Raw genomic sequence first — 21,923 nt, 5'->3', positions numbered from 1 at the left:
TATGTAGTAGAGTAAAATAAAGAGGTGCGAATAGATGAAACAAAGTATGGTATTTAGTCCTACATTACGTGAAGTGCCAGCAGATGCTGAGATTAAAAGTCATCAATTGCTACTTCGTGCAGGATTTATGCGTCAAAATGCTTCTGGTATTTACAGCTTTTTACCACTTGGGCTAAAAGTATTGCATAAGGTGGAGCGTATTGTTCGAGAAGAAATGGAACGAGCAGGAGCTGTAGAATTATTAATGCCAGCATTACAAGCAGCTGAATTATGGCAAGAATCAGGTCGTTGGTACTCTTACGGTTCTGAGTTAATGCGTATGAAAGATCGTAATAATCGTGAGTTTGCACTAGGAGCAACGCATGAAGAAGTTATTACAGACCTTGTACGTGATGAAATTAAATCTTATAAAAAGTTACCGTTAACATTATATCAAATCCAAACAAAATTCCGTGACGAGCAAAGACCACGTTTTGGTTTATTACGCGGAAGAGAGTTTTTAATGAAAGATGCTTATTCTTTCCATGCAACACAAGAAAGTTTAGATGAAGTTTATAGTGGACTGTACCAAGCATATTCTAATATCTTTGCTCGCTGTGGATTGAATTTTCGTGCGGTTATTGCTGATTCTGGAGCAATGGGTGGTAAAGATACACATGAGTTTATGGCGTTATCTGATGTAGGAGAAGATACAATTGCGTATTCTGATACATCTGATTATGCAGCGAATATTGAAATGGCTCCTGTTGTTGCTTCTTATACAAAGAGTGATGAAATAGAAAAAGCACTTGAAAAAGTAGCAACACCAGACCAAAAGGCAATTGAAGAAGTATCTGCATTTTTAAACATTGCAGCATCTAATTGTATTAAATCTATGGTATTTAAAGTAGATGAGAAATTTGTTGTTGTACTTGTTCGTGGTGACCACGAAGTAAATGATGTGAAAGTAAAGAACGTATATGGTGCTTCAGTTGTTGAACTTGCTTCACATGAAGAGGTAAGAAGTCTATTAAATTGTGAAGTAGGTTCTTTAGGTCCAATTGGTGTAACAGGAGCTGTAGAAGTAATCGCAGATCACGCTGTAGCGGCAGTTGTAAATGGTTGCTGCGGTGCAAACGAAGAAGGCTTCCATTATGTAAATGTAAATCCAGAGCGTGACTTTAAAGTAAGTCAATATATAGATTTACGTTTCATCCAAGAAGGAGATCAATCTCCAGATGGAAATGGTACAATTCGTTTTGCACGCGGAATCGAAGTTGGGCATGTATTTAAATTAGGTACACGTTATAGTGAAGCAATGAATGCTACATTCTTAGATGAGAATGGAAAAACGAAGCCGCTGATCATGGGATGCTATGGTATTGGAGTGTCACGTACAGTAGCAGCGATTGCTGAACAGTTTAATGACGAGAATGGTTTAGTTTGGCCAAAAGCTGTAGCGCCATTCCATGTACATGTAATTCCAGTAAATATGAAGTCTGATGCACAGCGCGAAGTGGGCGAAACAATCTACAATTCATTACAAGAACAAGGTTATGAAGTATTGTTAGATGATCGTACGGAACGTGCAGGTGTTAAATTTGCTGATGCAGACTTATTCGGGCTTCCGGTTCGAGTAACAGTTGGGAAAAAAGCTGATGAAGGTATCGTTGAAGTAAAAGTGCGTGCTACAAATGAATCTGCAGAAGTGAAAGTTGAAGAACTTCACACATATATCGCTAATATTTTAAAATAAGAAGAGGTACCTCATTGTGAGGTACCTTCTCTTTCTTTGTAGAGTAAGCTTTGTAAGGGAAGAAGGAAGAAATCTTTCTTTGCTGAACGTTTCATTTTATAATAGCAGATGGAAGGAGGGTGCGTATGTCGTTAACAAATGAACAACAAGAGCGATTTCAAATTTTGCTTCAGCAGTTACAAATGCCTGAAGGCCTTATAAATCAATATTTACAAGGTGGTGGCATTCAAAGGTTGGTTGTTGATAAAGCAAATAAGAGTTGGCATTTTGATTTGCAAGTGCCACGTATTTTACCAACAGAATTATATGAACTGTTAGAAACACAGCTCCAGCAGTCATTTTCACATATTGCAAAGACGTCATTTGCACTAGAAGCGGAAAATAAACAATTCACGGAGGAGGAGGTAAAGGCATATTGGCCACTTTGTACAGATCGAATCACTTTTTCTCCGATGTTTGCATATTTAAAAACACAACTTCCACATGTAAATGGTGTGAAGTTATTACTAAATGTAAATAATGATTTAGAATCTACTGCGTTAAAGAAAAATCTTGCAAAGCCAGTAGGAGATCAATATGAAGTCTTTGGATTTCCTCGTTTTCAGCTGGAAACACATATAAAACAAAATGATGAAGAAGTTCAAAAGTTTCGTGAGCAAACGCAGCAAGAAGATCGTCAGCGTGTTATACAAGCCATGGAAGAGATGGCGAAGAAACAAGCTGAAGAAAATGATGTTGTACATGAAGGACCAATTGTCCTCGGCTATCTTATTAAGCCTGATGAAGAAATTACACCGATGCGTGAAATTCAAGATGAAGAGAGACGAAAAACCGTGCAGGGTTATGTCTTCCATGTAGAGACGAAGGAACTCCGTAGTGGGCGTACGTTATTAACTTTAAAAATAACAGATTATACGGATTCCATTATGATTAAGATGTTTTCGCGTGATAAAGAGGATCTTCCGCTTCTGCAATCATTGAAAAAAGGAATGTGGGTAAAAGCGCGAGGTTCGGTTCAAAATGATACGTTTGTCCGTGATTTAGTTATGATTGCGAACGATATTAACGAAATAACGGGACCTTCTCGCAAAGATAAAGCACCTGAAGGGGAAAAACGGGTGGAACTGCACTTGCATACACCAATGAGTCAGATGGATGCTGTTACCGGGGTATCTAAGCTTGTTGCCCAAGCTGGAAAATGGGGACACGAAGCAATTGCCGTTACAGATCACGCGGTTGCACAGTCTTTCCCAGAAGCATATTCTGCAGGTAAAAAAGCAGGTGTAAAGGTTATTTATGGTGTAGAGGCCAATCTTGTAAATGATGGTGTTCCGATTGCGTATAATGAAGAACACAGATTACTTGCAGATGAAACATACGTTGTTTTTGACGTTGAAACGACAGGTCTATCAGCTGTATATGATACTGTTATTGAATTAGCTGCTGTGAAAGTAAAAGGCGGCGAAATTATTGATCGCTTTGAATCTTTTGCAAATCCGCATCAACCATTATCGGCAACAATCATTGAATTAACAGGTATAACAGACGATATGTTAACTGATGCACCAGAAGTAGGCGAAGTATTTAAAAAGTTTGAAGCATGGATGGGCGATCATACACTTGTTGCCCATAATGCAAGCTTTGATATGGGGTTTTTAAATGTTGGATTTAAGAAATGCGGTTTAGAAAAACCAAAAAATCCAGTTATTGATACATTGGAATTAGCTAGATTCTTATTCCCAGAGATGAAGAATCATCGCTTAAATACGATGTGTAAAAAGCTCGACATTGAATTAACGCAACATCACCGTGCGATTTATGATACAGAAGCAACGGGATATTTACTTGTGAAAATGTTAAAAGATGTCATTGAAAAAGGATTTGAATATCACGATCAATTAAACGATAGCATGGGGCAAGGGGATGCATATAAACGTGGACGTCCAAGTCATACGACACTACTTGCAACATCTGATGTTGGATTGAAAAATTTATATAAACTTGTTTCGTATTCTCACTTGAATTACTTTTATCGTGTACCACGTGTACCACGTTCACTATTAAAAAAATATCGTGAAGGCATTTTAGTAGGGACGGCTTGTGATAAAGGGGAAGTTTTTGAAGCGATGATGCAAAAATCTCCTGAAGAAGTAGAAGAGATTGCACAGTTTTATGACTATATTGAGGTTATGCCTCCAGAGGTGTTACGTCATTTAGTAGAACGTGAACTCGTTCGAGATGAAGGGCAGTTAAAAACGATTATTTCTAACTTAGTAAAACTAGGTGAAACGTTAGATAAGCCAGTTGTTGCTACAGGGAACGTACATTATTTAGATCCAGAAGATGCAATATATCGTAAAATTTTAGTGAGTTCGCAGGGCGGAGCAAACCCGTTAAATCGTCATTCACTACCGCCAGTATATTTCCGTACAACAGATGAAATGTTAGAGTGCTTCTCATTCTTAGGTGAAGAGAAAGCGAAAGAAATTGTTGTGACAAACACACAAAAGATTGCATCGTTAATTGGAGATGTTCATCCTGTAAAAGATGATCTATATACACCGAAAATTGAAGGAGCAGATGATGAAACGCGTGATATGAGTTATGAAATGGCGCGTAGCATCTATGGCGAAGAACTACCAGAGATCGTAGAAGCCCGTCTGGAAAAAGAATTAAAAAGTATTATTGGACATGGATTTGCTGTTATTTATTTAATTTCACATAAGCTTGTGAAAAAATCACTTGTAGACGGCTATCTTGTAGGTTCGCGTGGATCGGTAGGATCATCATTCGTTGCGACAATGATGGAAATTACAGAAGTAAACCCATTACCACCGCACTATGTATGTCCCCAGTGTAAGCAGTCAGAATTCTTTAATGATGGTTCTGTAGGTTCTGGTTTTGACTTACCGGATAAAGAGTGTCCAACATGTAATATTCCGTATGTAAAAGATGGACATGATATTCCGTTCGAAACGTTCCTTGGCTTTAAAGGAGATAAGGTGCCGGATATTGATTTGAACTTCTCCGGAGAATACCAACCACGCGCCCATAACTATACGAAAGTACTGTTCGGTGAGGACTATGTATATCGCGCTGGAACAATTGGTACAGTAGCAGAAAAAACGGCTTACGGTTATGTAAAAGGTTATGCCAATGATCATAATTTAACAATTCGAAACGCTGAGATTGATCGTCTGGTTTCAGGGTGTACAGGGGTAAAACGTACAACAGGACAGCATCCAGGTGGTATTATTGTTGTGCCAGATTATATGGATATTTTTGATTTTTCACCAATTCAATTTCCTGCTGATTCAGTAGGGGCGGAATGGAGAACGACACACTTTGATTTCCATTCTATTCATGATAATTTGTTGAAACTAGATATACTTGGGCACGATGATCCAACCGTGATTCGTATGCTACAAGATTTAAGCGGTGTGGATCCGAAAACAATACCGACAGATGATCCAGAAGTAATGAAAATCTTCTCTGGTCCAGAATCATTAGGTGTAACAGAAGAACAAATTAATTGTAAAACAGGTACACTCGGTATTCCGGAGTTTGGTACGAAGTTCGTAAGACAGATGTTAGAAGAAACAAAGCCAACGACATTCTCAGAGCTTGTCCAAATTTCTGGACTATCCCATGGTACAGACGTATGGCTTGGTAATGCGAATGAACTGATTTATAACGGTACATGTACGCTGAGCGAAGTTATCGGTTGTCGTGATGATATTATGGTGTACTTGATTTATCAAGGTTTGGATCCATCCTTAGCGTTCAAAATCATGGAATCGGTGCGTAAAGGTAAGGGGGTACCGGAAGAGTGGGAAGAGGAAATGCGTAATAACAATGTACCTGGTTGGTATATTGATTCTTGTAAAAAAATTAAGTACATGTTCCCTAAGGCCCATGCGGCTGCTTATGTACTTATGGCTGTGCGTATCGCTTATTTCAAAGTGCATTTTGCACTCTTATTCTACGCAGCATACTTTACAGTACGTGCAGATGACTTTGATGTAGAGGCGATGGCAAAAGGTTCGGCATCAATCAGGGCGCGGATTGAGGAGATTGTACAAAAAGGGTTAGATGCAGCACCGAAAGAAAAAAGTTTACTAACTGTATTAGAAATGACACTTGAAATGTGCGAACGTGGCTATTCATTCCAAAAGGTTGATTTATATCGTTCACACGCGACTGACTTTATTATTGATGGAGAGACGTTAATTCCTCCGTTTAATGCAATACCTGGTCTTGGTACTAACGCTGCCATAAGTATCGTTGAAGCACGTGAAAATGGTGAATTCTTATCAAAAGAAGATTTGCAACAACGTAGTAGGCTTTCTAAAACAATCATTGAGTATTTAGATAGCCAAGGGTGTTTAGGTGATCTACCGGATAAAAACCAATTATCACTGTTCTAACAGGCAGGAAAAGTCTTTGCAAATCGTTATTTGCTATGGTATACTATTAACCGAGATAACCATGTCATGTATATTGTGCAAAAAAAAGAGTGGGGAAACCCACTCTTTCGTGTTACTATCTATGTTTTACCTACGTATATAGGTGAAACATTTCTGTCGTATATACATATTTTGTTACAAGTTTTACTTCTTAAATTTGGTAATACTAAGACAGATATTCCCTGCTTAATGGCAGGGGCTTTTGTTAGCTAACGAGAAAGAATAAGATAGACCGTTTTAAATCGAGCGGTTTTTTTCTTTCAAATGGTACATGGCGGCAGAAAGGAGGCTGTTTATGGATAAGAAAGTCACAGAAGTTGTTGAAGCACTTGCGCAGCCGATTGTTGAAGAGTTAAATCTTGAACTTGTAGATGTAGAATACGTGAAAGAAGGACAAGATTGGTTCCTACGCGTATCCATCGATTCAGAGACAGGAGTAGACATTGAAGAATGCGGCGCTGTAAGTGAACGTTTAAGCGAAGCTTTAGATAAAGAGGATCCAATTCCTCATCTTTACTTTTTGGATGTATCATCTCCTGGAGCGGAACGCCCATTAAAGAAAGAAAAAGACTTCCAGCAAGCGGTAGGAAAGCAAGTGGCAATTAAAACATATGAGCCGATTGATGGTGAAAAGATGTTTGAAGGAAAGCTACTGTCCTACGATGGTACAACAATTACACTACTATTAACAATTAAAACACGTAAAAAAGAAATCCAAATTCCAATGGATAAAGTTGCAAATGCGCGACTTGCTGTTACGTTTTAGTAAGAAGGGGGATCTTCATGAGCACTGAGTTGTTAGATGCTTTGCTCGTATTAGAATCAGAAAAAGGTATTAGCAAAGATATTATTATTGATGCAATTGAGGCAGCTTTAATCTCTGCTTATAAACGCAATTTTAACCAAGCACAAAACGTACGTGTTAGCTTTAATCCAGAAGTGGGAACAATTCAAGTTTTAGCACGTAAAGACGTTGTAGATAATGTGTTTGACCCACGTCTTGAAATTTCTGTAGAAGAAGCAAGACATATCAATCCGAACTATCAAGATGGTGACGTATTAGAAATTGAAGTAACGCCAAAAGATTTCGGACGTATTGCAGCACAAACTGCAAAACAAGTTGTGACACAACGTGTACGTGAAGCAGAACGCGGTGTCATTTATTCAGAATTTAGTGATCGCGAAGAAGACATTATGGTTGGTATTGTACAACGTCAAGATGCTCGTTTTATTTATGTAAGCTTAGGAAAAGTAGAAGCTTTATTACCAGTAAGTGAGCAAATGCCGAATGAACAATATAAACCACATGATCGAATTCGCGTGTTCATTACAAAAGTAGAAAAAACGACAAAAGGACCACAAATTTACGTATCACGTACACATCCAGGTCTTTTAAAACGTTTATTTGAAATTGAAGTGCCAGAAATTTATGATGGAACTGTAGAAATTCGTTCTGTAGCACGTGAAGCAGGCGATCGTTCTAAAATTTCTGTATATGCAGAGAATATCGATGTTGATCCAGTAGGTTCTTGCGTAGGTCCCAAAGGACAACGTGTACAACGCATTGTAGATGAACTAAAAGGTGAAAAGATTGATATTGTTCGCTGGTCAAATGATCCAGTTGAATATGTAGCAAATGCGTTAAGTCCATCACAAGTTGTAAAAGTACTTGTGAATGAAGAGGAAAAAGCAACAACTGTTGTTGTTCCAGACCATCAGCTTTCATTAGCAATTGGTAAACGCGGGCAAAATGCACGTCTTGCAGCGAAATTAACTGGCTGGAAAATTGATATTAAAAGCGAATCTGATGCGAAGCAACTTGGCATTGTAACAGAAGAAGACAACATGATCGCATTCGATTCAGTTGAAGACGAAATCGAATAGAGGTGATGATTGTGAGCAATCGAAAAGTTCCGTTACGAAAATGTATTGCAACACAAGAAATGAAATCAAAACGCGAGCTCGTTCGCATTGTTCGTTCCAAAGAGGGCGAAGTGTCCATTGATTTAACTGGAAAGAAATCAGGACGCGGTGCATATTTGTCAAAAGACAAAGAATGCATACTACAAGCGCAAAAGAAAAACGTTTTGGAACATCATCTAAAAGCGAAAGTCGACAGTTCTCTTTATGAAGAGCTTCTTGAGCTTGTTGAGAAGGAGTCGAAATAAGTGTCTGATTGGAAATCGTTTTTAGGGTTAGCAAACCGAGCTCGGAAAATTATTTCGGGTGAAGAACTTGTATTAAAAGAAGTACGAGGTGGGAAAGCGAAGCTTGTACTTCTTTCCGAAGATGCGTCAGCGAATACTACAAAACGTATCACGGATAAAACAACGTACTACAACGTACCAATGAGAAAAGTCGAAAATCGACAACAATTAGGGCATGCGATTGGGAGAGAAGAGCGAGTCGTTGTAGCCGTGTTAGATGAGGGCTTTGCGAAAAAGCTGCGTAGCATGCTTGATACAACCTACCGGGGGTGAAGGTATGAGTAAAATTCGAGTATATGAATATGCAAAAAAACACAATGTCTCAAGTAAAGATATTATTACAAAACTAAAAGAAATGAATATCGAGGTTTCGAATCATATGACAATGTTAGACGATGAAGTAGTAAATAATTTAGATAATCAATATAATAATGGAACAGAAAAATCTTCTGTTGCAGATGAGTTTGAAGTAGAAGAAAAAGTTGTTCGTAGTAAAAAGAACAGCAATAATAAGAAAAAGAAAAAAGGCAAAGGAAATGAAGACAAACGTCAAGAAAACTTTGCTGGAAGACAACAAACACCAGCTGTAGAAACACCAGATAAAATCACTTTCTCTGGCTCTCTTACAGTAAGTGAGCTTGCAAAAAAACTAGGAAAAGAGCCATCTGAACTTATTAAAAAGCTCTTTATGCTAGGTATTATGGCGACAATTAACCAAGATTTAGATAAAGATACAATTGAGCTACTTGCGAGTGATTATGGTATTGAAGTAGAAGAAGAAGTAATTGTAAGTGAAACAGAGTTTGAAACATTTATCGATGAGCAAGACAATGAAGAAAACTTAAAAGAACGTCCAGCTGTTGTTACAATTATGGGACACGTTGACCATGGTAAAACAACATTATTGGATTCTATCCGTAATTCAAAAGTAACTGCTGGCGAAGCTGGTGGAATTACTCAGCATATTGGTGCATACCAAGTTGAAGTAAATGACAAGAAAATTACGTTCTTAGATACACCAGGTCACGCAGCGTTTACAACGATGCGCGCACGTGGTGCACAAGTAACAGATATTACAATCCTTGTTGTAGCAGCTGATGACGGTGTTATGCCACAAACAGTTGAAGCAATTAACCATGCAAAAGCAGCTGGAGTACCAATTATTGTAGCTGTGAATAAAATGGATAAACCAGCAGCAAATCCAGACCGTGTAATGCAAGAATTAACAGAATACGAATTAGTTCCAGAAGCTTGGGGCGGAGATACAATTTTTGTACCGATTTCTGCAATTCAAGGTGAAGGAATTGACAACTTGCTAGAAATGATTCTACTTGTAAGTGAAGTAGAAGAGTATAAAGCAAATCCAAACCGTTATGCAACTGGTACTGTAATTGAAGCACAGCTTGATAAAGGTAAAGGAACAATTGCAACTTTACTTGTACAAAATGGTACACTTCGAGTGGGAGATCCAATTGTTGTTGGAACATCATTTGGACGTGTTCGTGCGATGGTAAGTGATATCGGACGTCGTGTGAAAGTTGCTGGACCATCTACTCCTGTCGAAATTACAGGTTTAAATGAAGTACCACAAGCGGGCGATCGATTCATGGCATTTGCTGATGAGAAGAAAGCGCGTCAAATTGGTGAATCACGTGCACAACAAGCATTGCTTGCACAGCGCGGTGAGAAATCTAAATTAAGCCTTGAAGATTTATTCCAACAAATTCAAGAAGGCGAAATGAAAGAAATTAACTTAATTGTGAAAGCAGACGTACAAGGTTCTGTGGAAGCAATGGCAGCATCACTTCGAAAAATTGATGTTGAAGGCGTAAAAGTGAAAATTATCCATACAGGCGTAGGTGCGATTACAGAGTCTGATATTATTTTAGCTTCTGCATCTAATGCGATTGTAATCGGATTTAACGTACGTCCTGATGTGAACGCGAAACGTACAGCTGAGCTAGAAAATGTTGATATTCGCTTACACCGTATTATTTACAAAGTAATCGAAGAGATTGAAGCAGCAATGCAAGGTATGCTTGATCCTGAATTCGAAGAAAAAGTAATTGGTCAAGCGGAAGTGCGTCAAACATTCAAAGTAACAAAAGTTGGAACAATTGCAGGATGTTACGTAACAGACGGTAAAATCACGCGTGATAGTGGTGTTCGTATTATCCGTGATGGTGTAGTAATTTACGAAGGACAACTTGATACGCTAAAACGTTTCAAAGACGACGTAAAAGAAGTTGCACAAAACTATGAGTGTGGTATTACAGTTGAAAGATACAACGATCTTAAAGAAGGGGACATCATTGAGGCGTACATTATGGAAGAAGTGAAGCGATGATTATCGCTTCGCTCTCATTCGAGTGTATGATTTATGATGTGCATTCTTTAAAGGAGAAACGAGCAATTTTACAACGGGTGTTAACTCGTGTGAAACAGCGATATAATGTAGCTGTTTCTGAAGTCGGACATCAAGATGTATGGCAACGTACAGAAATTGCAATTGTTTCCGTATCTTCAAATCGTGTTGTCTGTGAAAAAGAAATGAATCGTGTACTTGCGTACATTGATTCATTTCCTGAGATTGAACGTACGATAACACAATTGGAATGGTATTGAATGAGGTGAAAAGTTATGAAATTACGTGCGAACCGCGTGGGTGAGCAAATGAAAAAAGAATTAGGCGACATTATTAGTCGTAAAATTAAAGACCCGCGTATTGGATTTGTTACAGTAACAGATGTGCAGGTAAGTGGGGATTTACAAATTGCCAAAGTGTATATTTCTGTTTTAGGAGACGAAGAGCAGAAAGAAAATACATTAAAAGGCTTAGCGAAGGCAAAAGGATTTATTCGTGCTGAAATTGGGCAACGTATTCGTCTTCGTAAAACACCTGAAATTACCTTTGAATTCGATGAGTCAATTGCTTATGGTCATCGAATTGATACACTTTTACATGAAATTAATAAAGACGGTAAACGTGAAGAATAATGGATAGACATTTGTCTATCCATTTTTTCAATGGAGAGTAAGTATTGCATACAAGTGAGTGTTCAAAAGGAAGGATAAAGAGAATGGAGCATTTCGAGACGAAGAGTTGCGATTGCTATTTATATTGGATTTCTTGAACATCCCCTACAAAAGTATAACGATGAGGTGAACATATGGAAGGTGTATTACTATTACATAAACCAAAAGGAATGACATCACACGATTGTGTATTTAAGTTAAGAAAGATATTACGCGAAAAAAGAATTGGTCATACAGGAACATTAGATCCAGACGTGACAGGAGTATTACCGATTTGTGTAGGTCGTGCAACAAAAATCGCACAATTTTTAACAAGTGAAACGAAAACATATGAAGGTGAAGTTACACTAGGATTTTCAACAACGACTGAAGATGCTTCTGGTGAAGTAGTAGAAAAGCAGGATGTAAATCGCATCATTACACGTGCGGAAGTGGAAGATGTATTAGCAGAATTAACGGGTACAATTGAGCAAGTTCCTCCTATGTATTCAGCTGTAAAAGTAAATGGAAAGAAACTATATGAATACGCAAGAGCAGGAAAAGAAGTGGAACGCCCAGTTCGCACAATAACAATCCACGAATTTGTGTTACTTGATGATCGTGAAGTATTTGAAGGAGAGAATATTTCACTCCGCTTCCGAGTTACATGTAGCAAAGGAACATATGTGAGGACATTGGCGGTTATGATTGGTGAGAAATTAGGATTCCCAGCACATATGTCACACCTTGTGCGCACAGCTTCAGGAGAATTTTTGCTAGAAGATTGCATATCATTTGAAGAAATTGAAGAAAACATGCAAAATGGAGCAGTAGAGTCTATTTTTATCTCAATTGATGATGCGTTAAGTAAATTTCCGAAAATGGTTGTAGATGAAAAACAAGCAGAAAAGATAAAAAATGGTATGTTTTTAAAGAACGAATTGCAAGTGACAGCGCCGTTTATCACAGTCTTTGATAAGAACGAGCGTTGCTTAGCAATTTATGAACATCATCCAAAACACCCTGGTATGTTAAAGCCAATGAAAGTACTTGTGAATAATCAGGAACTAAAGCTATAATGAATTATTAGAAGGATTATTACAGAAAAAGGTGAATTCAAGCGTGAAACTCATTCATTTAACTCATCCACATAAACAAAATAAAATAGAATTACCACCTACTGTAATGGCATTAGGATTTTTTGATGGCATTCATTTAGGACATCAACGTGTGATTCGAACAGCAAAACAAATAGCGGATGAAAGAGGATGTAGAAGTGCTGTTATGACATTTCATCCACACCCGTCTGTTGTATTAGGGAAAAAAGAAGCGCATGTGGAGTACATTACACCACCGTTTATTAAAGAAAAAGTAATTGCAAGTTTAGGAATTGATATATTATATGTGGTGAAATTCGATGAATCATTTGCTCGATTACTGCCACAACAGTTTGTAGATGAATATATTATTGGGCTAAATGTAAAGCATGTAGTAGCAGGTTTTGATTATTCATATGGACGTTTAGGAAAAGGGACGATGGAGACTTTACCATTTCATGCAAGAGGGGAGTTTACACAGACCGTGATTGAAAAAGTTGAATTCCAAGAAGAAAAAGTAAGTTCCACAGCATTACGAAAATTGATTCGAAATGGAGAAATGGAACAAATTCCATCTATTTTAGGGAGAGCTTATATAGTAGAGGGGGCGGTTGTTCACGGGGATAAACGTGGACGTCAAATCGGTTTTCCGACAGCTAATGTTGCTTTAAGTGAGGAATATCTTTTGCCGCCTATTGGTGTGTATGCAGTAAGATTAAAAGTTCATGATGAGTGGCATGATGGCGTATGTAATATCGGTTATAAGCCAACCTTTAAAGAAGATGAGCGCAAACTGTCTATTGAAGTGCATCTATTCCATTTCAATGAGGACATATATGATCAAGTTGTTGCTGTTGAGTGGCATATACGTATTCGAGAAGAGAGAAAGTTTAATGGCATCGATGAATTAGTCGCTCAAATTGCAAAAGATAAAAAAATAGCACAAGAATATTTTAGCACGGCAAAGAATATACTTGCTTTTTCAAACGAAAAGTAGTATTCTATGTTATGTACTTTATGACAACCATTGCTTGGCATTGCGACTCACCGACGCTTGCTAGGTAATTGGGGGTTTAATTATTAGGAGGTGAAATAGGATGGCTTTAACACAAGAGCGTAAAAATGAAATCATTGCACAATTTAGAACTCATGAGACTGATACTGGTTCTCCAGAGGTTCAAATTGCTGTCCTAACAGAGCAAATTAACACTCTAAATGAGCACTTACGTACTCACAAGAAAGATCATCATTCACGTCGTGGTCTATTAAAGATGGTTGGTAAACGTCGTAACTTACTTACTTACCTTCGTAATAGCGATATCACACGCTACCGTGAATTAATCACAAAGCTTGGCTTACGTCGATAGTCAAAGAAGCGGGAATATTCCCGCTTTTTTGTTAGGTAAAAATATATCTTCTACTCTTAATAGCCTACTTAAATTTCGGTAATACTAGAGGAAGAATATTGTGATATATTATCCATTTACATAGAAGAATTGAATATTTTAAATTGAGAGGGGTACTTAAATGAGTCAAGAAAAGCAAGTCTTCTCGATAGATTTAGCTGGTCGCCAGCTAACAATTGAAACAGGACAGCTTGCAAAACAAGCAAACGGCGCAGTATTAGTAAGATATGGCGATACAGCAGTTCTATCAACAGCAACTGCATCAAAAGAGCCAAAAAATGTAGATTTCTTCCCGCTTACAGTAAACTATGAAGAACGTTTATACGCAGTTGGAAAAATCCCAGGCGGCTTTATTAAACGTGAAGGTCGTCCAAGTGAAAAAGCAATTTTAGCAAGTCGCTTAATTGACCGACCAATTCGTCCGCTTTTCGCAGATGGTTTCCGTAACGAAGTGCAAGTTGTCAGCATCGTAATGAGTGTTGATCAAGATTGTTCTTCTGAAATGGCAGCTATGCTTGGTTCTTCATTAGCGTTATCGATTTCAGATGTTCCATTTGAAGGTCCAATCGCAGGCGCAACAGTTGGTCGTATTGATGGCGAATTCGTTATTAATCCAACAGTAGAACAACAAGAGAAGAGTGATATTCACCTTGTTGTAGCTGGAACAAAAGATGCAATTAACATGGTAGAAGCAGGAGCTGATCAAGTACCTGAAGAAACAATGTTAGAGGCAATTATGTTTGGGCATGAGGAAATTAAACGTCTAGTTGCTTTCCAAGAAGAGATTGTACAAGCTGTTGGTAAAGAAAAAACAGAAGTGAAATTATATGAAGTAGATACTACAATCAATCAAACCGTACGCGAAATGGCAGAGAAAGATATGCATGCTGCGATTCAAGTACATGAAAAACACGCACGTGAAGATGCAATTAATGAAGTGAAAAAGCGTGTGATTGAGCATTACGAAGCTAATGAAGCTGATGCTGAAACATTAGGACAAGTAAATGAAGTTTTATATAAAATTGTAAAAGAAGAAGTACGTCGTCTTATTACAGTTGAAAAAATTCGTCCAGATGGACGTAAAGGTGATGAAATCCGTCCTTTAGCATCAGAGGTAGGTATTTTATCTCGTACGCACGGTTCTGGTTTATTTACACGTGGGCAAACACAAGCGTTAAGTATTTGTACATTAGGAGCATTGGGTGATGTGCAAATTTTAGATGGTCTTGGTGTAGAAGAATCAAAACGCTTTATGCACCATTATAATTTCCCATCATTTAGTGTTGGGGAAACAAGACCAATGCGTGGACCAGGTCGTCGTGAAATTGGTCATGGTGCATTAGGTGAGCGTGCTCTTGAGCCGGTTATTCCATCTGAGCAAGATTTCCCATATACAGTTCGTCTTGTATCAGAAGTATTAGAATCGAACGGTTCTACTTCACAAGCAAGTATTTGTGGTAGTACATTAGCAATGATGGACGCAGGTGTTCCACTTAAAGCGCCAGTTGCTGGTATTGCGATGGGACTTGTAAAGTCTGGTGAGCACTACACAATTTTAACTGATATCCAAGGTATGGAAGATCACTTAGGTGATATGGACTTTAAAGTAGCTGGTACAGCACAAGGTGTAACGGCGCTACAAATGGATATTAAAATTGATGGTTTATCTCGTGAAATTTTAGAAGAAGCATTGCAACAAGCGAAAGTTGGTCGTATGCATATTCTAGATCATATGTTATCTGCTATCGCTGAGCCTCGTAAAGAGCTATCTGCATATGCTCCAAAAATTATTACAATGACAATTAATCCGGACAAAATCCGTGATGTTATTGGACCGAGCGGCAAGCAAATTAACAAAATCATTGAAGAAACTGGCGTGAAAATTGATATTGAGCAAGATGGTACGGTCTTTATTTCTTCTATTGATCAAGAAATGAATGAAAAGGCGAAAAAAATCATCGAAGATATCGTTCGTGAAGTACAAGTAGGCGAAATTTACTTAGGAAAAGTAAAACGCGTTGAAAAATTCGGTGCTTTCGTTGGGTTATTCAGTGGTAAAGATGGTCTTGTTCATATTTCCGAACTTGCGCTTGAGCGTGTAGGTAAAGTAGAAGATGTTGTTAAAGTCGGTGACGAGATTTCTGTAAAAGTTATCGAGATTGACAAACAAGGTCGTGTAAACCTATCTAGAAAAGTATTGCTAAAAGAAGAGCAAGAAAAAGAAGCAGCACAAGAAGAAGCTTCAAAACAAGAAAATACACAAGAACAAAAATAAGTAAAAAAGCCAGGAAAACCTGGCTTTTTTTGTTAAATAAAATATATTTGATGCATAGATTTTATTGAAGAAAAGGTATAGTTTTCATGATAACGCTCAAATTAACAAGGATAAGAAGAAAATGGTTTTTTCTTATTTGTATAGTTAATGGGAGGGTTTGTATGAGAACTCGTATAATTATATTCATATCTGTATTCTTTCTTTGGATGGGGGTAGGCTCGTATTCAGCGCTGGCAAATGATGGTCTTTATGAGGAAATTCAGAAACAAGCGAAACAATATTCAATTGCGCCACAAAATGCGATAATTGATAAGATATGGAAAGCAACGCCAGGGTATAATGGTAAAGAGGTTGATATTGAAGCATCATATAATAACATGAAGAAAACAGGAGAGTTTGATGAAAAGCAACTTGTATATCGGGAAGTTTCACCAAACACGCATTTAGAAGATTTATCACCTTCTCCCATTTATCGTGGGCATCCACATAAAAAAATGGTAGGTTTAACGATAAATGTGGCGTGGGGAAATGAGTATCTGCCGCGTATACTAGAAACATTGAAAAAGCACGATGTAAAGGCAACGTTCTTTTTAGAAGGGCGTTGGGTAAAAGAAAATTTAAGATTCGCAAAAATGATTGTAGATGCAAAGCAAGAAGTGGGAAATCATTCTTATACACATCCTGATATGAAAACGCTATCTAAAAGTCAGATGCTAGAACAATTACAAAAGACAAATCAAATTATTGAGGCAGCTACCAATCAAAAGGTACGATGGTTTGCACCACCAAGTGGAAGTTTTCGTGATGAAGTTGTAGAAGTAGCGGATGGATTAAAGATGGGGACTATTATGTGGACAGTTGATACAATCGATTGGAAACGCCCGGAGCCTGAAGTGATTCTCCAGCGTGTGATGCGGAAAGTACATCCAGGTGCAATTGTATTGATGCATCCGACATCTCCAACAGCTGAGGCACTAGATACGATGATTTCACAACTAAAAAAACAAGGGTATAAAGTAGGGAATATTACAGAATTATTAGATGAAAAGCGCATTGATTAAATACATTTGCATGACATTCATGTTCAAACTTGTTATCATTAAATAATAGCAATTATTTAGAGAAACTGGCATTAGGAGGAAAGTTTTTGATTAAAAAATATACTTGTAAAAATGGTGTAAGAATCGTTATGGAGAATATACCAACTGTTCGTTCTGTTGCAATTGGTATATGGATTCATGCAGGTTCAAGAAATGAAAATGAAAAAAATAATGGTATTTCGCACTTTTTAGAGCACATGTTTTTTAAGGGGACAGAGACGCGTAGTGCAAGAGAAATTGCAGAATCATTTGATAGCATCGGTGGTCAAGTGAATGCATTTACTTCAAAAGAATACACGTGCTATTATGCAAAGGTACTTGATGAGCATGCAAAATATGCGCTTGATGTATTAGCTGATATGTTCTTTAACTCCACATTTGATGAGGGAGAATTGAAAAAAGAGAAGAACGTTGTATTTGAAGAAATTAAAATGTATGAGGATACACCAGATGATATCGTACATGACATGTTAACGAAAGCGACCTATGAGACCCATCCACTAGGATACCCAATTTTAGGTACAGAAGAAACGCTTGAAACATTTACAGGGGATACACTGCGTCAATATATAAAAGATCATTATACGCCTGAAAATGTTGTCGTTTCGATTGCTGGAAATATTGATGAAACATTTGTCCAAACAGTGGAACAATATTTTGGAAACTACGAGGGAACAACAAATCGTGAACAAGTACATAGCCCGATTTTTCATTTTAACAAAGTGGCCCGCAAAAAGGAAACAGAGCAAGCACATTTGTGTTTAGGATTCCAAGGTTTGCAAATGGGGCATGAAGATATTTATAACTTAATTGTATTAAATAATGTATTAGGTGGTAGTATGAGTAGCCGCTTATTCCAAGAAGTACGTGAACAAAGAGGATTAGCATATTCAGTGTTCTCTTATCATTCTTCTTATGAAGATACAGGGATGTTAACACTTTACGGTGGCACAGGAAGCCAACAATTAGATACTTTGTATGATACAATGCAAGAAACTTTAGAGACGTTGAAAAATACAGGTATTACAGAGAAAGAACTTGTGAACAGTAAAGAGCAGCTTAAAGGAAACTTAATGTTAAGTTTAGAGAGTACGAATAGTCGTATGAGCCGTAATGGGAAAAATGAATTACTTCTTAGAAAGCATCGTTCTCTTGATGAAATTATTGAGAGTGTAAACAATGTGACGAAAACAGATGTAGATACATTGATTCGCAATATGTTTACAAATGAATTTTCCGCGGCGCTAATTAGTCCGAACGGAGAGCTTCCAAAAGGAATGAAATAAGGAAAAACCGTATCTCTTACGAGGAGATGCGGTTTTTTGTGTATTAAGCTTTTGTAATTATAAAAAATTTTGAATGGTAGGAAGTAGAGCATATTTTTGGTATTTTTTACAGACCTGTAGAATACGTACTTATTATAGGATGGGATTTGAGGATATTGTTATGAAAGATGTTTGGGAAGGAGAGAGTCATATGCGTTTAAGTGAATTAAGTGGAAAAGAAATCGTGGATCTAGAGCGGGCGGAAAAAATGGGAGTGTTAGGTCACGCGGATTTAGAAATTAATGAAAAAGATGGGAAGATTCAAGCTCTTATCATACCAGTTGGAAAATGGGGTGGCTTCAAAAGAGAACAGCAAGAAGTAAGAGTAGAATGGAGCAGGATTAAGAAGGTAGGGCATGATATGATTATTTTTGATTTGGAATAGTAGCAAATACAGTAGAAATTTATAATTTAAGATAACGTACATGATTAAAATTATTTTTCATGGGTATTTTCTCCTGTTTTTTTATTACTATCATTTAAAAAGTTACCTGCTAAATTAAGTAATTTATTTCCACCTTCACTATTTAAAATATTGATTAAAAATTCAGGGTCCTTAATTTTCCTCAATAGCGTTTCTGTAAGTACAGATTTAGCGATACTTAGCAGTTCTGTCGAATCTAAGTGTATATTGAAATAAGGAATATTAATTTGAAATGGGAAAGAGGTATTAGATTTAAAATCTTGCTTTTGCGTTTTATTTGCTGTACTCGTTGTTTGTTTAGAAGGTTGATTTGGAGGAAGATTGATGTATTTCTTTGTTTTTACTACCTGTTCGATAATTTCTTTTTGCGATGAAATTTTTATTTTTGATTCCTCATTCTTTGTAATAGATGATGACAACTGATATGAAGCGTTTTTTGGGAAATAGGGCTTAGATTTCACTTTTTCTCCTCCTTTCACAATGAACATATAGATTGTCTTAAACATATGATATATGAGTTAAGGATTGCTTCACATAATGTGAAGCAATCCATTATTTGACTTTAAAGAGATGCGAAAGGTGTTACTTAACCACGAGATCCGCCACCCCAACAGCTTGCTCCGATAATAATAAGCAGAATAAACAGCACGACTAGTAAAGCAAATCCGCCATAACCACCACAGCCATATCCTTTTTGTTCAGTCAAGAAATTCCCCTCCATTCTATACAAAAATAAATGTTACAAATTAATAAAAACAAGCAGCACCAACGATAATAAGCAAAATAAATAATACGACTAGTAAAGCGAATCCGCCATAACCACCACAGCCATATCCTTTTTGTTCAGTCAAGAAATTCCCCTCCATTCTATACAAAAATAAATGTTACAAATTAATAAAAACAAGCAGCACCAACGATAATAAGCAAAATAAATAATACGACTAGTAAAGCGAATCCGCCATAACCACCACAGCCATATCCTTTTTGTTCAGCCAAGAGATCCCCCTCCGTTCTATACGAAAATAAACTTCACAATACTACCAAAAGTTTTAACAATACAGCTAGTAATGAAAGTAAGCTACCAAGAGCTAATTTTGTCAGTAGAACAGCTCGTGCTTGCTTGTCAATACACTGATACTATATGTAGAGTCTAGCGAATGGTAATGTGCTTTTATATTAATTTTTTCATTTTTGGACAAGTGCCATTAATCAATTATTAAACTATAATATTAAGATTTTTAAAAAACAGGGCTTTCTGTTTGAATTCAATCACCCAAAGCTTATACAGTACATATGATGTGGAGGAAAAAGAAAAAGTAGGCACTTTTCTTATAAATGAAAGAAAAAGAAGGTGAAGTAGGGAATGTTGACTGAGATGCACATTGCTGTCATAGGAGGAGATGCAAGGCAGCTAGAAGTGATTCGTAAGTTGGTTGAACTTGATGCGAAACTTTCATTAGTAGGATTTGATCAACTGGATCATGGTTTTACAGGGGCAGCAAAAGAGAGTATGCAAAATCTAGATTTCACTTCTTTAGATGCAATTATTTTGCCGGTAGCAGGAACAAATGCAAAAGGAGAAGTGGATACTATTTTTTCAAACGAAAAAGTTGCGCTTACAAAAGAACAGATTGAAAAAACACCAGCAAACTTTACTATATATTCAGGAATTGGTACACCGTATTTAGAGAGTATTGTATCTACCACAAATCGAAAACTTGTGAGACTATTTGATCGTGACGATGTGGCGATCTACAATTCTATTCCAACGGTAGAAGGAACATTAATGATGGTTATTCAACATACAGACTATACAATTCATGGTTCGAATGTAATGGTTTTAGGATTTGGTAGAACAGGAATGAGTGTAGCTCGAGCTTTTCAATCACTAGGAGCTCATGTCAAAGTAGGGGCGCGACGCTCAGAACATATCGCTCGTATTTCGGAAATGATGTTCTCTCCTTTTTATATGCAGGATATTGAGGAAGAAGTAAGTGATGTTGATATTGTTATTAATACAATTCCACACCTTGTTGTAACGGCAAGTGTTATTTCGAGGATGCCAGCTCATACATTGATCATTGATTTGGCTTCTAAGCCTGGTGGTACGGATTTTCGTTATGCAGAGAAGCGAGGGATTAAAGCCTTGTTAGCACCCGGTCTTCCAGGAATTGTTGCCCCAAAAACAGCAGGACAAATTTTAGCAAATGTTCTTTCTCAGTTATTAACAGCAGATATGATTGCGAAGGAGGAGAATGGAAAATGAGTTTAAAAGGGAAACGAATTGGGTTTGGGTTTACAGGTTCTCATTGTACGTATGAAGAAGTTATGCCACATTTAGAAAAGTTAGTTGCAGAAGGGGCGGAAGTGAGACCGGTTGTTTCCTATACTGTACAATCGACAAATACTAGATTTGGTGAAGGTGCAGAGTGGATTAAAAAGATTGAAGAAGTAACAGGACATAAAGTAATCAATTCGATCGTTGGGGCAGAACCTCTTGGTCCAAAGATTCCGCTAGACTGTATGGTTATCGCCCCTTTAACAGGAAATTCAATGAGTAAATTTGCAAATGCAATGACAGATTCACCGGTATTAATGGCAGCAAAGGCGACGCTTCGAAATGGAAAACCAGTTGTATTAGCTGTTTCGACAAATGATGCTCTTGGTCTTAACGGTGTAAATTTAATGCGTTTAATGTCTACCAAACATATTTATTTTGTGCCATTTGGGCAAGATGCACCGGAGAAAAAACCAAATTCAATGGTAGCTCGTATGGAACTTCTTGAAGATACAATTGTAGAAGCGATAGAAGGGAAGCAGTTACAACCTGTTGTTGTAGAAAAATTCAGATATATGAATTAAAAAACGAAAAA

At 37.3% G+C, this 21,923-nt stretch carries 22 protein-coding genes; 18 read left to right on the top strand and 4 right to left on the bottom strand.

The genetic code is table 11. The features are described 5' to 3' along the window. The first annotated feature begins 34 nt into the window (after positions 1-34). From AAIE21_RS01670 to AAIE21_RS01595, 16 genes are all read left to right on the top strand, one after another. Positions 35-1,735: a proline--tRNA ligase gene (locus AAIE21_RS01670; protein WP_343265185.1), complete on the top strand. Its 1,701-nt coding sequence runs from the start codon at positions 35-37 to the stop codon at positions 1,733-1,735. Between the two features lie 125 nt (positions 1,736-1,860). Beyond that, a complete protein-coding gene (locus tag AAIE21_RS01665; protein WP_343265184.1) occupies positions 1,861-6,162 on the top strand; it encodes a PolC-type DNA polymerase III in 4,302 nt (1,433 codons plus the stop codon). A 334-nt stretch (positions 6,163-6,496) separates the two neighbouring features. Continuing rightward, positions 6,497-6,967 (top strand): ribosome maturation factor RimP, encoded by a 471-nt coding sequence (rimP, locus tag AAIE21_RS01660; RefSeq protein ID WP_343265183.1) that lies wholly within the window; start codon positions 6,497-6,499, stop codon positions 6,965-6,967. A 17-nt stretch (positions 6,968-6,984) separates the two neighbouring features. Then, complete coding sequence (gene nusA, locus AAIE21_RS01655) at positions 6,985-8,085, top strand: transcription termination factor NusA (protein WP_017151264.1); 1,101 nt, start codon at positions 6,985-6,987, stop codon at positions 8,083-8,085. An 11-nt stretch (positions 8,086-8,096) separates the two neighbouring features. Beyond that, positions 8,097-8,369, top strand: coding sequence for an RNase P modulator RnpM (gene rnpM, locus AAIE21_RS01650; protein WP_033672081.1), 273 nt, complete (start codon positions 8,097-8,099; stop codon positions 8,367-8,369). Then, entirely contained in the window at positions 8,370-8,681 is a 312-nt protein-coding gene (locus tag AAIE21_RS01645; protein WP_033672080.1) for a YlxQ family RNA-binding protein, read from the top strand. It abuts the gene before it with no gap. A gap of 4 nt (positions 8,682-8,685) precedes the next feature. Beyond that, the gene (gene infB, locus AAIE21_RS01640; protein WP_343265182.1) at positions 8,686-10,755 is read left to right on the top strand and encodes a translation initiation factor IF-2; all 2,070 of its coding nucleotides are present in this window, start codon (positions 8,686-8,688) and stop codon (positions 10,753-10,755) included. Then, positions 10,752-11,033 (top strand): DUF503 domain-containing protein, encoded by a 282-nt coding sequence (locus AAIE21_RS01635; RefSeq protein ID WP_343265181.1) that lies wholly within the window; start codon positions 10,752-10,754, stop codon positions 11,031-11,033. Before infB ends, AAIE21_RS01635 begins: the two co-directional genes overlap by 4 nt. 15 nt (positions 11,034-11,048) lie before the next feature. After that, positions 11,049-11,405, top strand: a complete 357-nt coding sequence (rbfA, locus tag AAIE21_RS01630) for a 30S ribosome-binding factor RbfA (protein WP_000776436.1) — start codon at positions 11,049-11,051, stop codon at positions 11,403-11,405. 173 nt (positions 11,406-11,578) lie between these two features. Then, on the top strand, positions 11,579-12,502 hold the full coding sequence (truB, locus tag AAIE21_RS01625; protein WP_343265180.1) for a tRNA pseudouridine(55) synthase TruB: 924 nt from the start codon (positions 11,579-11,581) through the stop codon (positions 12,500-12,502). A gap of 43 nt (positions 12,503-12,545) precedes the next feature. Further along, positions 12,546-13,517 (top strand): bifunctional riboflavin kinase/FAD synthetase, encoded by a 972-nt coding sequence (ribF, locus tag AAIE21_RS01620; RefSeq protein WP_343265179.1) that lies wholly within the window; start codon positions 12,546-12,548, stop codon positions 13,515-13,517. 100 nt (positions 13,518-13,617) lie between these two features. Next, positions 13,618-13,887: a 30S ribosomal protein S15 gene (gene rpsO, locus AAIE21_RS01615; RefSeq protein ID WP_001229392.1), complete on the top strand. Its 270-nt coding sequence runs from the start codon at positions 13,618-13,620 to the stop codon at positions 13,885-13,887. Between the two features lie 160 nt (positions 13,888-14,047). Further along, complete coding sequence (pnp, locus tag AAIE21_RS01610; RefSeq protein WP_343265178.1) at positions 14,048-16,201, top strand: polyribonucleotide nucleotidyltransferase; 2,154 nt, start codon at positions 14,048-14,050, stop codon at positions 16,199-16,201. A 161-nt stretch (positions 16,202-16,362) separates the two neighbouring features. Then, positions 16,363-17,262: a polysaccharide deacetylase family protein gene (locus tag AAIE21_RS01605; RefSeq protein WP_343265177.1), complete on the top strand. Its 900-nt coding sequence runs from the start codon at positions 16,363-16,365 to the stop codon at positions 17,260-17,262. An 86-nt stretch (positions 17,263-17,348) separates the two neighbouring features. Next, positions 17,349-18,587, top strand: coding sequence for a M16 family metallopeptidase (locus tag AAIE21_RS01600; RefSeq protein ID WP_343265176.1), 1,239 nt, complete (start codon positions 17,349-17,351; stop codon positions 18,585-18,587). A 190-nt stretch (positions 18,588-18,777) separates the two neighbouring features. Then, positions 18,778-19,011, top strand: coding sequence for a YlmC/YmxH family sporulation protein (locus AAIE21_RS01595; protein WP_343265897.1), 234 nt, complete (start codon positions 18,778-18,780; stop codon positions 19,009-19,011). Between the two features lie 50 nt (positions 19,012-19,061). Here AAIE21_RS01595 and AAIE21_RS01590 read toward each other — a convergent pair whose 3' ends face one another. The 4 genes from AAIE21_RS01590 to AAIE21_RS01575 form a co-directional block, all read right to left on the bottom strand. After that, complete coding sequence (locus AAIE21_RS01590) at positions 19,062-19,511, bottom strand: hypothetical protein (protein ID WP_343265175.1); 450 nt, start codon at positions 19,509-19,511, stop codon at positions 19,062-19,064. Between the two features lie 125 nt (positions 19,512-19,636). After that, complete coding sequence (locus AAIE21_RS01585; protein ID WP_481858657.1) at positions 19,637-19,771, bottom strand: YjcZ family sporulation protein; 135 nt, start codon at positions 19,769-19,771, stop codon at positions 19,637-19,639. 25 nt (positions 19,772-19,796) lie between these two features. Then, on the bottom strand, positions 19,797-19,901 hold the full coding sequence (locus AAIE21_RS01580) for a YjcZ family sporulation protein (protein ID WP_343265173.1): 105 nt from the start codon (positions 19,899-19,901) through the stop codon (positions 19,797-19,799). Between the two features lie 40 nt (positions 19,902-19,941). Further along, the gene (locus tag AAIE21_RS01575) at positions 19,942-20,046 is read right to left on the bottom strand and encodes a YjcZ family sporulation protein (protein ID WP_343265172.1); all 105 of its coding nucleotides are present in this window, start codon (positions 20,044-20,046) and stop codon (positions 19,942-19,944) included. Positions 20,047-20,413: 367 nt separating this feature from the next. Between AAIE21_RS01575 and dpaA the strand changes: the two genes are divergently transcribed. Continuing rightward, positions 20,414-21,316, top strand: a complete 903-nt coding sequence (dpaA, locus tag AAIE21_RS01570; protein ID WP_343265171.1) for a dipicolinic acid synthetase subunit A — start codon at positions 20,414-20,416, stop codon at positions 21,314-21,316. Beyond that, positions 21,313-21,912: a dipicolinate synthase subunit B gene (gene dpaB / locus AAIE21_RS01565; protein ID WP_343265170.1), complete on the top strand. Its 600-nt coding sequence runs from the start codon at positions 21,313-21,315 to the stop codon at positions 21,910-21,912. The genes dpaA and dpaB overlap by 4 nt, the downstream gene beginning before the upstream one ends. Positions 21,913-21,923: the final 11 nt, after the last annotated feature.

It is taken from the genome of Paenibacillus sp. 102 (assembly GCF_039549175.1).
Classification (GTDB): Bacteria; Bacillota; Bacilli; order Bacillales; family Bacillaceae_G; genus Bacillus_A.
Note: the sequence above shows the minus strand (reverse complement) of the source record. Positions and strands in the feature narration are given on the sequence as shown.